The organism is Arenicella chitinivorans, from assembly GCF_014651515.1.
GTDB classification, from domain to species: domain Bacteria; phylum Pseudomonadota; class Gammaproteobacteria; order Arenicellales; family Arenicellaceae; genus Arenicella; species Arenicella chitinivorans.
The window spans coordinates 799,391-814,871 of record NZ_BMXA01000002.1; the positions used below are offsets into that span (position 1 = coordinate 799,391).

Genomic DNA, 15,481 nt, shown 5'->3' on the forward strand with positions numbered 1-15,481 from the left:
TGCAGAGACTAGGTTGATCGTTCCAACTCAGTACCTTTTACGGGTTGGGGCGCTTGTGAATGTGTCCCTGCATTATCTTTCAAGGTTTGCAGTTGCTTCTCAAGCTCCTGAATACTGCTCTTGGTGCTGACCAACGTTTGCAGCAGCTGATCGTGTAGCTCTGGATGTTCGAGTTTGCGCAGGTACGCGTACTTCGCTTCATCTAGGTTGTTAATCACTACCGCAATAAAGAGGTTGATCACCACAAACGTACCAATGATTACAAAACTGACGAAGTAGGCCGCATAAAAGGGCGACAACTCCATGGCCTTGTACATCACGTCGGTCCAGTCTTCCAGCGTCACGATCCGGAACAGCGTCAGTACTGCGTAGCTCAGGTCCCGCCAGTGTGTCGGGTCGTGCTCGTGGAACAAGTGAAACCCGAGCACTGCATAGATAAAGAACAGCAAGCCCATCAGGATCGTAATATGAAACATGGATGGGATCGAACGCAGCAGGGTTTCGACGATTAGGCGCAGTTCAGGGTAGGCATTGATCAAACGCAATACCCGAAGCAGTCTCAACACTCGACCTAACATGGCGAATTCAGCAGCTATCGGCAACAGAGACAACACAATCAGTGTGAAGTCAAAACAGTTCCAACCGCTTTTGAAATATTCCCAGGGCCGTGGCATACGAGCGAGTAGCTTAATGGCGGCTTCAATAATGAATGCCGCCAATACAGCTTTGTGCGCAAGGTTAAACCAATGCTCGAGCGTGGGGTTCATCCATTGCGGAAATGCCTCCACGCCGATCAGTGCGGCGGTGAACAAAATCAACCCGATGATGATACGATCAAACAGCTTAGAGGCTGCGAATTGTCTTATCGCATTCATAGTCAAAACAAATTAATTTCCAAATCAGTACACTCGACCTGCCAAGCTAACTTAGCCAGTATTACGCAGGCCTGTTGCAATACCATTAATGCTGTCCAGTACTGGTTTCAGCCACTGGGAATTCAGTCTGTCTTCTTCTTTCGCGAGACGGCCGAGCAACATAACCTGAATGTAGTTCAGTGGGTCAAGGTAGGCGTTTCGCCACCGCACCGATTGTCCAATTTCAGGGAAGTCCGCCATCAATTGTTCGACGCCGGTGACGGCTTTGATTTGTTCAATCGCGGTATCGTATTCATGCTTCATCTGGTGAAAGGTACGCTCGGCAATGCCCGCGTCGGAGCACAGTTTTGAATACTCTTCGGCGACTTCCTGGTCGGTTTTCAATAGTACCATTTGTGAGTTACTCATCAGGTTCTGAAAGTAACGCCATTCAGACTGCATCGACTGCAACGTTTCCAGACCGCCCTGATCTATGGCGTCGGTCAGCGCACTGCCTAGGCCATACCAGCCGGGGATATTCTGGCGCGACTGTGACCAGCCGAATACCCAGCCAATCGCACGAATCGATTTTTTCGAGTAATCTGCCTTTTTTCGGTGCGACGGACGCGAACCGATATTTAACAACCCGATCTCGGCCGAAGGTGTGGTCTCGTAGAAATACTGCATGGTCGCCACATTGTCGTCAGTCAGCGCGCGGTATGCCTGTTCACCGATCCCGACCAGTTTCTCCATCATAGAGACGTACTCAGGTTTATCGTCTTCAACAATATTCGGCAGACTGGCTTTCATCAGACCGGTAATACCGACCGTGAGTTCGTAACTGGCTGTGGCTTTAAAGTTGTATTTGAACGACAAAACTTCGCCTTGCTCAGTGAACTTGATACCGCCTTTAACAGTGCCTTTCGGCTGACTCAGAATCGATTCGTGAGTTGGGCCGCCGCCACGACCGATGGTGCCACCTCGACCGTGAAACAACAGGCAGCGAATGCCATGCCGATCGGTCAGAGCGACGATGTTTTGCTGCGCTTTATATAAGTTCCAACTCGATGCCAGAATGCCGCCGTCTTTACAGGAGTCTGAGTAACCGAGCATGACTTCTTGAGTGTCATTTGTGAAACGTAGCAGCTGGCGATACACCGGGTTATTAAATAGGCTTTCCAGCGTGGGTTCGGCGTGCTCAAGGTCCTTTACCGTCTCAAACAGCGGTGCAATATGTATTTTACTGTGCACGGTGCCGTCGGCGTCGGTACTGATTAAACCGGCCATTTTCGCTAATAGCGCGACTTCTAATAGGTGACTCGCTTCATGTGTCATTGAGATGATGTAACTGCCAAAGCAATCTTCAGACACCTCTTTGCGCATATCGCTCATTAGTTCAAATACGCTGATGATATCGGCGCTCTGAATCGTAATTTGTCGACGGTCATAGTCCAGCGCATCGGTGCACAACAGTTGCTCAGTCAACCAGGCTTGGCGCTCGTCCTCACTCAGCGCGTAGTAATCGATCGGCTGATCCAAGGTGGAAGCGATTTCGTGGATTGCCTGTGAGTGCAGCGTTGACTCTTGGCGGATATCCATTTTCGATAGATAGAAACCACACGAATCCAACAATCGCATCAGATCGCGTAAGCTGCCACGCGTCAGATTAGCCTCATTGTGGTGAATCAATGAGGCTTTAACGACTTCAAGTTCCTGCGCAAATTCGGCTTCATTTTTGAATGCCAAGGGGTCGTAGGAGGGGCTGCCGTCGCCAAGCCGAGCTTCCACTTGCGCGATCGTTTTGTCCAAGCGCAGTTTTACCAAGGACAATTTTCGGCGATACGGTTCTTTTATGTGTTTGTCCCCAAAGTACTTAGTGAGCCGAACTTGGTCACGCTGCATCGAATCAATAAAGTCCTTGGAGAGTTCAATCTGGTCTGCACTGTGTGTGAGCACCTTACTCAAATGATCAACTCGGCGTGCATACTCTTTGAGTACTTCAATTTGTTGTAGACGCAGCGCGTTACGCGTGATCTCGGGGGTGACGAAGGGGTTGCCATCACGATCGCCACCAACCCAAGTGCCAAAACGGACTATATTAGGAATTTCCAGTGATTGTCCGCGGGCTTCCGGATAAATGTCTTTGATCGCGTTTTCCAGATTACGGTAAATCTGTGGTAAGCAGGCGAAGATGCTCTCTCTAAAGTAATACAGCGAGTTCTCGATCTCGTCGTAGACGGTTGGCTTTGAAGGACGCACCGCCTCAGTTTTCCAGAAGATTTGAATCATGGCCTTAAGCTTGTGCTTAATTTCGCTCAATTCACTGTCAGACACGGTCTTTTGTGTCAGTGACTGGTATTGTGCGTGAATTCGCTGTAGGGCTTCTAGCACGATGGGGCGCTTGGCTTCGGTTGGATGCGCCGTGAAGGTTGGGTAATAGTTCAAGTCACTGACCAGGTCCAACACCTCCTGTAGGCTCATGCCGCGTTGTTTGAATCCGCCAATGGTATCCGCGAAGGAGTTTCGCCAAGTTTGCCCTGACTCCTCAATCTCAGCACGAGCCTGTTGATTCGCATGTTCTTCTGAGATGTTTGCCAAATGGAAAAAGGTACTGAACGCATGAATGACGCGGTCCAGTGACTCATAGTCCAGTGTGTCGATGGCTGCTAACAGTTCCGTCTTTTGGGTGGCATCCGGTTGCAGGCGCTGCCCAATAAAACCCTGTCGCAGCAACTCGACAGAATCAAAAACAGCGGAGCCTTCTTGCTCTTTGATGACTTCGCCTAATAGATCAGGCAGCACTTTTGCGTCGTCACTCAACGCATTAATCGGGGGGTTCACGGTAAAGTTTCCTTGGGGTTAATAAAAAATCCGGTGGTTCAGAGTATAGCAGTTCGAATTTGTGGCTTGTAGATTGCTGGCTTAGGAATCCGTGCGATTTTAGTGACTTATCATCGAGATATTGGACGCGGCGCTTACAAATAGCGATACTCTCACTCCTAACCCTACTTCAACAATTAGATTCAATTCAATCCAATGCAGACAATTATGCGGTATTGGTGCCTTGCGTGTGCGCTTCTGTTGGTCGCTGTATCTTCGGGTGGCATTAGCAGTGCGACGGCGACTGAAATGCAGCAGACCTTTCGTGGTGTGGGACTGGCGACTGCGCTTGAAATTCCAGTTCAAATCGAGAGCGACGCTATTGTTTGGGTGTCTGTGTCACAACGCTCAGCCAACTATCGTGTACGAGTAGTCGACTCGACTGACCAAAGCCTCGTGAAACAAGTTGATTTGTCGGCGCACAAAGCGGTTGATGACATGGTGTTGATTCGTCCTTCGGAGTGCCGTGATTGCTTAATATATATTGAAGCTGAAGCAAAAATTGATCAACACAGCCCATACCTTGTGGTCGTTAATACCTTGAGGGTGGATAGCAATTCTCCAGCCGTGCAGGCAGAAGTGGCCATGCTCGATGCGATTTCGAAAGTAGGGGAATTGAATCACCGGGCAGATCAGGCTTCAGATCAGGAAAACGAGGCGCTGCTCCGTCAGGCGCAAACCATCGTTCGAAGTGCGCTCGAATCCACGGCATTTAATCAGCATACCCGGCATGCGGAGTTTCTCAATCTGCAGCTTGCCAATATGCTGCGTGACAATGACGAGGTCTTGGCATTATCCGAATCATTGATCACCGCACATGGTGATCAACATTCGATGTATAAAGTACAAGCGATCTATGAACAAGCTCGAAAAATTGAGAGTGTCGAAGCGCAACAAGCTAAATTCCGGCAAGGTATGGCAATTGCGCAACAGTTAAATGAGCCGGTGATTTATGCAAAAGGGGCAAACTACCTCGCGATTAGTCTCACGCGCGAAGCGAAATTTGAGCAGGCTCTCGCGATGTTCAAGGAGGTCTACACTATTTACTCTGAGTATCAATGTTTCAACGGGTTGAGCTACGCATTGAGCAATCTGAGTTGGGTAAATCAGCGTGCTGGAAATTTACCGCAATCGATTGCTTATGCTGCTCAGCAGAAGCTGCTGGCAGAGGAGTATTCACTGAAAACGTCGGTAATTCGCGCGCTATACAATATGGCCATTGTCTACGGAGAGCAGGGGGATAGGTATGCAGCGGACCAGTTCTTAGATCAGGCGCTTGAGCGGTTCATGAAATTGTCAAAGAGTGAACAGCGCAATTATGAGCGCGTCTACGCAGATATGTTGCGTGAGCGGGCGCAGAGTTTGATTCGTGTCGGTGACTACACGGCAGCACGTGATGCAGTGCGTGGAGCGCACAAACAGTATCAAGATTTAGGCTATACGAGAGATGTGGCCAGAATGAAATTGCTTGATGGTGAGATTGCTGTCGCAGAATCGCGGTTCGAAGATGCGCGCAAATTACTTCTTGATGGTTTGGCGTACTATAAAAAAACTGGGCAAGCGAGAATTGAAAGTTTAACGCACCTCAGAATCGCGGAGCTGGAGATATCTCAAAAAAATTGGGTGATGGCATCGAATCACAATGCGAGCGCCCTAAAGTTGCTGTCACAGACAGAGGATTACTTGTCACTGTCGAAAGGGTTTAGCCAGGCCATTTTGTTGTTGACTAAGATGAAGGCGACAGCGGATGCTGAGCACCTTGCCGCCCGCGTCAGTCCTTTCGTGCGTTTGCATGGTCGTGACGACGTCTATGTTCAGTTCGCCTATCATCGTGCATTGAATGCCTACGAAGCAAAAACTTATGATCTAGCCAGTGTGCTGCTAACGGAAGCCCGTGAGGTCGTTGAGCAGACCTTGCCTAAAGTACGTCGTAGAGATCTACGCCGGAGCTACTTAGCGTTACAGAAATCGCTATTCGAGCTCAATGTTGCGTTGCTGGTAGACGAAGGAAAGCCCATTGATGCTCTAAGATTGGTTGAGTCATTTAAAGCCAGAACACTAAGGGAGACTATTGCTCAGGTTCGTGAAGATGATCTTATCCCGCCTGCAATGCGCCAATCGCGTCAAATCATACACGACAAGATCTTACAGAGCGCAACGAGTTGGTACGGTAACGCTGGCAGCCAACAACCTAGTTTGCTAACCAACACACAGGCACTCAGTTCAGAGCTAGAAAAAATTGAAATTGAGATTCAAGACTACCTGGAACAACAGGTTACTATGTTGCATGTCGGCGAATATCTTGAAACTCCGGCTGTTATTGGTCAAAGAGAGTTAATCGCGTATTATTTTCTCGGCGAGCAACGCAGTTGGTTATGGATAATTGGTGAGCAGGGTATCAGCTTGCACAATCTGCCACCAGCGGATGAGTTGGATAAGCAAATAAACGCGGCGAAGCGGCAAATTTCGCAACATCCGACACTAAGACAGGAGGTGACCGCCTATCAACAACGTATGGCCTTGGCAGAGTTGGGTAGCGTTTTACTGACACCGGTATTGGAGAAATTGGATCCGGCAGTTGAAAATTTAACCGTCATCCCAGACGGCGCAATCCATGGGCTGGCATTTGGCCCTTTACGAACTCGTCTAGAGGATAAGCCTCTGTTGACACGCGTTGCGTTATCTTATGCGCCCTCGTTTCAGGCATTAAAAGCGCTGGAGGAGCGCGCCGCCAAGCGCCCGTCAATGTCGGAAGCCCGCTTGCTGGTGGTGGCAGACCCGATTGATTTGACGTCCGGCGCGAACTTTGAGCGTTTACCTCAATCAGCGAGAGAGGCTCAGCAGATTCAAAGTTTGATGCCGGGCAACACCGCGGTACTGATGGCAGCATCGGCGACCAAGCGCTCGGCTATTAAAGCCATTGCCAATGAGTATTCGATCTTACATTTTGCCACGCATGGCTTGTTGAACAACCACTCACCAGCGCTCTCAGGATTGGTGTTTTCAAAAGACTCGAGCGAACCGAACTATTGGCTAACTCCAGAAATAAGCAGTACGCCGATCCATGCCGGTCTGGTGGTGCTAAGCGCCTGTGAAAGCTCGATTGGGCGCGAAGTCGCAGGGGAGGGGCTGATGAGCTTGAGTCGCGCATTTATTGAAGCGGGGGCCAATAATGTTGTTGGTACCTTGTGGAAAGTGCAGGACGCAGCTACTGCCGAGCTGACAAGTCGTTTTTATTCTCATCTGTTAAATGATAGGCTAGCCGTTTCAATTGCGCTGCAACGCGCGCAATTGGCGGTTTATTCGAACACAGAAAACGATTGGCGGGATCCGTATTTTTGGGCCGGATTCCAACTTCAAGGCGGTTGGCAAACTCTTGCGTATGGACGTTAAAAAAACACCCAGCGAAGCTGAGGTATCGCGCGACCTGGTGGCACGCATATTAAGCGGCGATCAGCGCGCTGAACACGAGATGGTGGAACGTTACCAGCGCGGCCTCTCCGTTATGCTGTTTAATCGGTCACGTGATCGTGATCTGGCGAATGATATCGCGCAAGACACTTGGCTGCTGGTACTGCAGAAGATTCGTAGCAATGACCTGCGGGATCAGTCAAAGCTTGCCGCATTCATCATCCAGATAGCTAAAAATCAACTCATCATGCGTCAACGTGGGCAAAACCGCTACCAACACGTGAGTGAAGATGAGGCTGGCGAGATCGCCGATACAGGCCTGACCCCAGAAACCGCCGTCGCTAACCATCAATTGGGGCAGTGCGTCGCCGCATTAATGCAGGAGTTAACCGTTGATCGAGATCGTGAGCTGTTGCGTCGCTTCTACCTGCTAGGCGACGACAAACACACCTTGTGTGACGAATTAGAACTGAGTCCGGCGCATTTTGACCGTGTTTTGTACCGCGCTCGTGAACGATTTAAGACCTTATGGCAAGAAAGTAATGCAAAAATGTGACTGCCAGGTGGGAGAAGCCACTCGTCGTATGCACCATTGTTACAAAGGTGGTGACTCATGAAAATTACAACTGAAAATTTACAACAACGCATACAACAGTATGTCTTAGGCCAGCTCAACGAAGATCAGGCAAACGAATTTGAGGAATACTTCCTGTGTCGTCCTGAGGTCGCTGAGCAAGTCGAAATTGCGCAATCCTTGAGTATCGGGTTGGCGACAATAGATACTGCTGAACAGGCTGTGCCGATGGGATTCGCTTCGGCTGTACGTACAGCGGAAAACACTAAGCCTAGCTCCTCGGTATGGTCTTTCTTGCAAAAAGTGTTTGTCGGCCCAGCGCCCTCGTTTGCGATGGCTGCTTTGTTGGTGCTTATGGCCCCCATGGCCTTCAAGTCAGCACTAGTCTGGGACGCCCCAGTTAATGCCGAGCTGGTTCGATTCGATGTGAACCCAGTTCGCAGCGCACTCAACAGTAACGCGATGGATTTAAGCGCGGACGGCAATTATGCAGCGATTATGTTGCGGGTGCCGGAGGTGATCTACCCTCAATACCGGGCTCGAGTGCTTAACGCCGAGAATGGCGATGCGTTGTGGCAAAGCGGTGACTTCTCGTTCAAAAGCGGTTCTCGTGACCATTTGTTATTAGTTCCACCCAAGGCTGCACGCGCAGGTGTCGCGCTGTCGTTGATGGGCATAACACCCGAAGGCAAGGAAGTATCAGTGGATTATTGTGGGTATACCGACGCCTGTATGTAATTTCCCCATCCAGAATATTAACTAGATTAGGAGACAAATCGAATGACAATTGCAGCAGCCTATTTATCTGCCGTTAAACAGCACCCGTGGTTGGTCCACCATGTCGAGCGTGGAAGAAAAGTATCAGCCGGAGATGCGTTCACTGTTATCGGCGATAAACAAGACATTGATGCCGTCGTGGTACGGGGAGAGAAGGGTGATAATAAGCTTGAACTGGTGCCGATTGAAGGCACGGTTAAAATTGAAGCAACGCAGTGCGATGAGCTGACTTTATCGTTTAAATATAAGTCGAATGCGGGTTCGATCGACAAGTTGTTGCTGCGCTTTCATTTTTTTAAAGCGGACCGAACTGTGTTTCGGTTTAAGCTGATTCCAAATGCAGACGAACGAGACTGTGAGGACAAATGTGAATGTTGCTGTTGTGGTTCACAGGGCACATACATCCTATATTCGACTTATGAAGACGGAGACGAGGGTTCCGGTGGCCCTCATGATCGATAGATAAACGTTAAAAAGCCAAGTTTAAATAACTTGGCTTTTTTTTGTCTTTTTAGTGGGAGAAAACAAACAGCCTCGACACTATCACTATGTCGGGGCACTCAGTGAGTTGAAGCATTGATTGTCCAGAGGGGTTCGCTCGGAACATCGAGCGGAACTGAAGGGGCAACAGAGCCAGGGGCGCACCCAAAACCTGACCGCAAGGACGAATTTAGCGCATGGTCTGGCTTCTGTTGGTTTACCACTGGGTTAGTGGTTTTTGTCAGGCTTTTTGAGTCGAAGCCTGATCGCAAGGAAATGTTCACTCATGGATGAGACTTACCTTTCCGAACTCAGCTTGGCATTCCGCCAACGCTAGTGTCACAATCATCTTTCTGTTTCTCGGACGCGGTACAATAGCGCCATGTTAGTGATTGATCTTCAAATTGCGTTGTGAAGAAAATTAAGCAAGGTGGGTTGAGACGGCGTCTCGCGGTTGGCGCAGCTGGCGCACGAGGCGGATTGGGATTGTTGTCGTCAAAAGCGGCAAGTTTGTTTGTGGCGCCAGAGAATCGAGCCGCGTTTCAGGCTCAAGCTTTACAGCGCGAGGCAGAGCGCTTCGTGCAGCAACTTGGTGAACTTAAGGGCGCTTACGTCAAAATTGGGCAAATGCTGGCCTTATACGGTGAGCATCTTTTGCCACGCCCGGTGACCGACGCACTGCATACATTGGAAGCAAACACGCCACCCTTGGCTTGGGATACCGTGGCCACACAATTGGGTGCTGGGTTAGAGGGCCTGCGAATTGAACCGCAACCCCTTGCGGCCGCGTCCTTGTCGCAAGTTCACCGTGCATCCGCACCGCGAGTACGTCGCCCTTTGTGTGTCAAAATTCAGTATCCCGGTATCGCCGATACCATCGAAGATGATTTTCGGAATGTCATGCAGATGTTGTCGTTGGCACAGTGGGTAAAATCAGGCAGGCAATTACAAGACCTCACCAAAGAGTTACATACACACCTGATGAGCGAAGTCGACTACGCCCGAGAACTTCGTGTTGCTGGAAAATTTTCTCGATTGTTGAAAAGCGATGCACGGTATTGCGTGCCAGCGTATTACCCCAAATGGAGTTCGGATCGGGTTTTGACCATGGAGTATTTGTCTGGTGTGGAGGTGACTGATCCAGCGGTGCAGGGCTTGAGCCAGGCGCGCCGCAATCGACTGGCTAAACACATGCTTGCGCTTTTTTTTCACGAAGTGTTTGATTGGGGTTTGATGCAAACGGATCCGAATTTCGGAAATTACAAAATCATGATTGATCCTGAGGGCGAGAACGATCGGATAGCCTTGCTGGATTTCGGCGCGGTGCAAGTGCTGGACAATCGGTTTTGCAAGGCTCTGCGAACCACTATCACGTCGGCCCATCGTCGAGATCGACAGGGCACGATTGACGGCTTAATCGCGTTACGCTGTTTGCGGGCCGACGATTCGCCGGCAGTGAAACAATCGTTCGTATCTTTTTGCGAGTTCATTCTGGAGCCATTTTCACAAACTGCCGATGAGTGGCCAAAACACGCAGTCAGCGATGAAGGCAACTATCTTTGGCGTCAGTCCAAGTTGCTCACACGCGCTGGGAAACGCGGCTCCGATGGTATGCTGGTCAAAGGCTTCGTCGTTCCACCGCCGGAGTTTATGTTGATTGTGCGTAAACTTACGGGCGTTTTTACCTTTGTGTCTACGCTTGACGCGCGTATGCGTTGTTCCGAGCTGCTGCAACCTTATCTTGACTAGATTGGGTTTGTTGTCCGCTCCGTCGCAGTTTAGAATGATACTTTAGTAATTCAGGGAGATGTAAATCGCATGCAGAGTCCGAGTCAGGCGCCAATGATAGAAATCACCGGCTTGTCGAAAAGCTACGGCGCCAAAAAAGCCCTCGACGCGGTCGACCTAACCGTAGGTCGTGGTGAGATTGTCGGATTAATCGGCCCTAATGGCGCTGGAAAATCAACGCTACTGGCAGCCGTTATGGGACTGTTGGCGTACTCGGGCTCATTGCAAGTGTTTGGTCGCGACCCGTTTCACCAGCGTGCGGCAATGTTGGAACACATGAGCTACATTGCGGATGTGGCATCACTGCCAGGCTGGATGAAGGTGCGAGATCTGTTTATCTTCGTCGACGCCATGCATCCACGCTTTGATCGCGATAAAGCGATGTCTTTGCTGTCGGCTACCAATATTACCTTGAACGATCGCGTGGACACTTTGTCCAAAGGTATGAAGACGCGCCTGCATTTGATAACAATTTTGGCCATCGACACCGATTTGCTGGTGTTGGATGAACCGACCATTGGGCTGGATGTGCTGGTGCGCAGAGACTTCCAAGACCGCTTGGTGCAGGATTTTTATAATCAACAGCGTTCTATCCTGATCACCACGCATCAGGTTGATGAGATCGAAAATATTCTCACGCGGGTGGTGTTTATTAATCAGGGTCGCATTACCTTGGATTTGGAAATGGCAGAGCTTCGAGATCGCTTCACGAAGCTGCTTGTCACGACCGGCGAGACGCCGGTATTAGACGGGTTGGAGTTGGTGCATCGCCGCGAATTGCCTGGCCGAGTTGAGCTGATATTCAAGGGTGGCGAAGGGGTGAATTCGCGACTGGCCACCCAAGGCGAAGTGGTGACGCCTAGTCTTGAAGATCTGTTTGTGGCGATCAATACGCCCGGGAGTCAGGCATGATTACGAAATTACTCGCCTTACTCTGGCGCGAGGTGCTTGAACACAAGAATCTGTGGCGTGTTCCCTTAATTCTGTTGGGCTTTGCGATATTGCTGCGCATGTCATGGATGTTCGGGAACTTGACCACCGAGTTCAGTGTGCCAAGTTGGATGGAGTCTGACCCCACCGTGACCAGCGTGATTGATGGGGCCATGGCACGCGCCTTGGACGCAATGAATTACGTGGTCATGATGGCCATGTTTATTGTGTCCGTGTTTTATACCTTATCTTGTCTGTACAACGAGCGGCAGGACAACAGTATTTTGTTTTGGCGCTCGTTGCCGGTGTCTGACTCACTGACGATCGCGTCCAAGCTGCTCGTGGCCCTGGTCGCCATTCCGTTGCTGATCTTGATCACTCAGTCCCTGGTATCCATCATTTTTTTAACTACTAAAGCGCCAACCTATTTGACGTCCTACTTTGACCGTTCTCTGCTGGCGCTTGGTAAGGTGGTATTGTGGTCAATGGTACCAACGATCTCGTGGTGCTTGCTTTGTTCACAGGTCGCAAAACGCAATCCGTTTTTACTCGCCTTCGTCGCACCAGTATTGCTGGTGTGGGTTGATAAACTATTCCTTAACGGGGCGGTAAGTGAGACACTGGTGGTTAACCGTATCACTGGTTTTTCGACACATACGATGATGCCTCTGGTCTGGGGGTTGGTATTTAGTGCGGTGTGTATTGGGGTGACCATTACTAAGCGCAGCGCGAGGATCTAACATGGCATACGGTAAAGGGATTTCGACCGGAAGACCGAGTTCGCTGGGATCACGTAAATGAAAACGCTGGTCTTTGTTCCCGGCATCATGGGCTCTGAGCTGCGCAACCAGCAGACCAATACGCGGGTGTGGCCACCGACCTTGACCCAGATTGTGACTAAGTCACTCCGCGCCGAGGCATTGTTGGATCCGCATCTTGCGCCAGTTAAACCGATCGCCAACATTGCACGCTTTTACCCCGTATACGGTAGTTTGCAGCGTGACCTCGAATCCTGTGGTTACTCCCTGAATGGGGTAACGGGTAAACGGTTGATTCTTTTTGCCTATGATTGGCGGCAAGACAATGCGGTGTCGGCAGAGCGGCTTGCCGAACAACTCGATCAGCTCACCAGTGAGGATGAAATTGTTTTGCTGGCGCACTCGATGGGCGGCTTGATTTGTCGCTACCTGATCGAAAGTGGTGACTATTCGACGCGCCCTTGGTTTGAGCGGATAACACAGTTGATCACCATGGGGACGCCGCATTATGGGGCTGCCTCGGCATTGAAGATGGTGGCAGGTCTGGCGGACAATGTGGGTATCAAAAAAGACCAGCTTAAACAATTGGTGGATGACCCTCGCTACGCCGCGGCCTACCAACTGGTAGCGGCGGCTGGTTCCGGCATGACCGTCTCGGCAGGTTTACGCCATAAAATTGCAAAAAATTTGGACCCGTTTGACCAGCGGATCGTAGCGGCATACCGGTTGTCGGAACAAAATATTCTCACCGCACGGCGGTTCTGGTCAGCGTTGGATCTCGCAAACCGACCGGATCATATTGGTTACTTTTCTGTGTTGGGCAGCGCGCATCGCACACTTAGCCGAATGGAGTGGAACGGACGCGAGTTGCGAGAAGTGCAAAGTAAATCCAGTGGCGATGGCACGGTGCCGATCACTGGGGCACAGTTGTATTCGGTACCACACAGTTTCTCGCAAAAAAACCATACGTCGATATTTACTGATCGTGCAATCCGCTTTGAGTTGTACAAAATGCTCGGTGCACCGGCCCATGTGGTGCCGCAAGCCGCCACGGACACGGTTTTGGTTGGTGCGTCAGACGCCGTGGGGTTGAGCATTGATCGTACAGAGTACGCACCGCGTGACACCGTGGAAATTGGTTTGTCGTTCACACAGCCACGCGAAAACCTACGCTGTACTTTGCAAATTATGCGATTGGATATGGATTCGGAAGCGGGTAGCCATGCGTACCCCGCCATGCCACCTATTCAACTTAAGATAGACCAAGCTCAGGTCGAACAAGTCCGTTTTGAGGTGGTTACGGAGCTGTCGCCCGGAGTCTATGAGTTAGTATGTTCGACCGCTGTGGACGATCCGCAGCGCACCATGTTCACCGTAGCGGACAGTTAGATGACCGCGCCGTATTCAGGGAGGCACAATGCGTGATGATACCTTATTGAAAGCGTTATACGCTTGGGCGATTCGCTATGCCATTTTAGCGGATGTCGCCATGCGGGATGCTGTGTCGTTAGCGGGCGACCCGAACAGTATCCCGTTTACGCCAGAGCAGGCAGCGTACTTTAAGACCCGCAAAATTGTAAAAATAGCTTCCACCTCGCGCGGCAAGACCACGGTGTATACGATCGCGACTCGCTTGCCTATAGCGCGCCGTAAGCGAGAAGCATTGAGCGCGACCTTTGCCTCTGCGTTTCAAGGCGAGAATGTGCTGTTGGAGGTCGTGGTACTAAAACCGTTCAAAGTAGACCAGCAAGTTCAGGGAACGTATAACCCAGTTTATTTACATAATGACCGCATCGCCTGTGGCTCGTCGTTGGGGCTGGGTAACCAGCGTAACGCTGGCACGTTAACGGCATTGGCGCGTCACCAGGAAACCTCGAAATTGCTGGGCATCTCGTGTAATCATGTGACCGGCGGCTGTAATACTGCCGGCGTTGGCACGCCCATTGTCGTGCCCGGCATTTTAGATGTCAGTCCAGATAACCACGAAATCACTGTTATCGGGCTCCATGACTCAACCGGGTCGATGAGTCAAGGTCTGCCCCAAGTGTTCGATATCGCCGACAACTGCGATATTGCGTTCTTCGAATTAACGGATCAAAACTTATTAACCTCCATGCAGGGACAGGGTGCCGATGCCTATGACACGCCAAGTAACTTTGCTCGTATTCGAGAAGGCATGACGGTGAAAAAATGGGGGCGCTCAACCGATCTGACGCGGGGAGAAATAACGCGCATTGTGAATGAGCCGGAATCCATCGAATATAACGTGGTGAGTTACTATGGCCCGACCAGCTCGCAGGTGTTTAAGGGAACAGTGTATTATCCGCAGTTATATGAAGTCGAATCCATTGGTGTTGAGCCTTTTTCAGCTGGTGGTGACTCGGGCGCTTTGGTGGTGTCTGATCACGATGATGCGCCGAAAATTGTCGGCATTTTAATTGGTGGTAACACGAGTAAGAGCTATGTATTGCCGCTTAGGTCGGTGTTGAAACGACATCAGCTGGACTTGGTGGGAGGCGTGAATATTTGAAAACGTTACAGTTAATCCGTCATGCCAAGTCGAGCTGGGACAATCCCAATTTGTCGGATCATGATCGACCGTTAAACGCGCGTGGTGAGCGCGACACAAATCGTATGGCAGAATTTTTTACCTCGTTGTCAGACAGACCTGATGCGATTTACACCAGCACCGCGACGCGTGCGATCTCCCTCGCCGCCGCCTTGAGTGACGCATCCGGTTTGCGATTAATGCCCGAGCCGAGTTTGTACACCTTTGATTCGGCTGCGCTGCTGGGTGTTTTGCAGTGTTTGCCGGATGCGACGCAGTGCATCGCTGTGGTAGGACATAACCCAGCGATCACAGAATTGGTGAATCGGTTGGCGAATGAGTCGTTGACGAATGTGCCGACCTCGGGAATTGTACAGCTGGCGTGCGATTTGGAATCATGGGCTGAGCTGTGCACAGGCTGTGCCGAATTGGTGCAGTTCACTGCGCCCAAAATGTTAAACTGAGTCGCCATTGATGGGCG

Annotated in this window: 12 protein-coding genes; 10 read left to right on the plus strand and 2 right to left on the minus strand. The window is 50.6% G+C overall.

All coding sequences use genetic code 11. The features are described from left to right. Positions 1-8 precede the first annotated feature (8 nt). Positions 9-875 (minus strand): ion transporter, encoded by an 867-nt coding sequence (locus tag IE055_RS08790; protein ID WP_229794210.1) that lies wholly within the window; start codon positions 873-875, stop codon positions 9-11. A gap of 51 nt (positions 876-926) precedes the next feature. Further along, positions 927-3,695: a phosphoenolpyruvate carboxylase gene (gene ppc / locus IE055_RS08795; RefSeq protein ID WP_189399876.1), complete on the minus strand. Its 2,769-nt coding sequence runs from the start codon at positions 3,693-3,695 to the stop codon at positions 927-929. Positions 3,696-3,902: 207 nt separating this feature from the next. Between ppc and IE055_RS08800 the strand changes: the two genes are divergently transcribed. The 10 genes from IE055_RS08800 (at position 3,903) to IE055_RS08845 (ending at position 15,464) form a co-directional block, all read left to right on the plus strand. Then, entirely contained in the window at positions 3,903-7,127 is a 3,225-nt protein-coding gene (locus IE055_RS08800; protein WP_189399878.1) for a CHAT domain-containing tetratricopeptide repeat protein, read from the plus strand. Continuing rightward, complete coding sequence (locus IE055_RS08805) at positions 7,117-7,701, plus strand: RNA polymerase sigma factor (protein WP_189399880.1); 585 nt, start codon at positions 7,117-7,119, stop codon at positions 7,699-7,701. Before IE055_RS08800 ends, IE055_RS08805 begins: the two co-directional genes overlap by 11 nt. Positions 7,702-7,758: 57 nt before the next feature. Beyond that, positions 7,759-8,457: an anti-sigma factor family protein gene (locus tag IE055_RS08810; protein WP_189399881.1), complete on the plus strand. Its 699-nt coding sequence runs from the start codon at positions 7,759-7,761 to the stop codon at positions 8,455-8,457. 42 nt (positions 8,458-8,499) lie between these two features. Next, entirely contained in the window at positions 8,500-8,958 is a 459-nt protein-coding gene (locus tag IE055_RS08815) for a hypothetical protein (RefSeq protein WP_189399883.1), read from the plus strand. Between the two features lie 429 nt (positions 8,959-9,387). Then, positions 9,388-10,725 carry an ABC1 kinase family protein gene (locus IE055_RS08820; protein WP_189399885.1) on the plus strand — a complete coding sequence of 446 codons (1,338 nt, stop codon included), beginning with the start codon at positions 9,388-9,390 and terminating at the stop codon, positions 10,723-10,725. A 69-nt stretch (positions 10,726-10,794) separates the two neighbouring features. Continuing rightward, positions 10,795-11,676, plus strand: a complete 882-nt coding sequence (locus IE055_RS08825; RefSeq protein WP_229794211.1) for an ABC transporter ATP-binding protein — start codon at positions 10,795-10,797, stop codon at positions 11,674-11,676. Continuing rightward, positions 11,673-12,434 (plus strand): hypothetical protein, encoded by a 762-nt coding sequence (locus tag IE055_RS08830; RefSeq protein WP_189399889.1) that lies wholly within the window; start codon positions 11,673-11,675, stop codon positions 12,432-12,434. The genes IE055_RS08825 and IE055_RS08830 overlap by 4 nt, the downstream gene beginning before the upstream one ends. A 57-nt stretch (positions 12,435-12,491) precedes the next feature. Further along, complete coding sequence (locus IE055_RS08835) at positions 12,492-13,841, plus strand: esterase/lipase family protein (protein WP_189399891.1); 1,350 nt, start codon at positions 12,492-12,494, stop codon at positions 13,839-13,841. Between the two features lie 28 nt (positions 13,842-13,869). After that, on the plus strand, positions 13,870-14,982 hold the full coding sequence (locus IE055_RS08840) for a chymotrypsin family serine protease (protein WP_189399893.1): 1,113 nt from the start codon (positions 13,870-13,872) through the stop codon (positions 14,980-14,982). Beyond that, complete coding sequence (locus IE055_RS08845) at positions 14,979-15,464, plus strand: SixA phosphatase family protein (RefSeq protein ID WP_189399894.1); 486 nt, start codon at positions 14,979-14,981, stop codon at positions 15,462-15,464. Before IE055_RS08840 ends, IE055_RS08845 begins: the two co-directional genes overlap by 4 nt. The last annotated feature ends 17 nt before the right edge of the window (positions 15,465-15,481 follow it).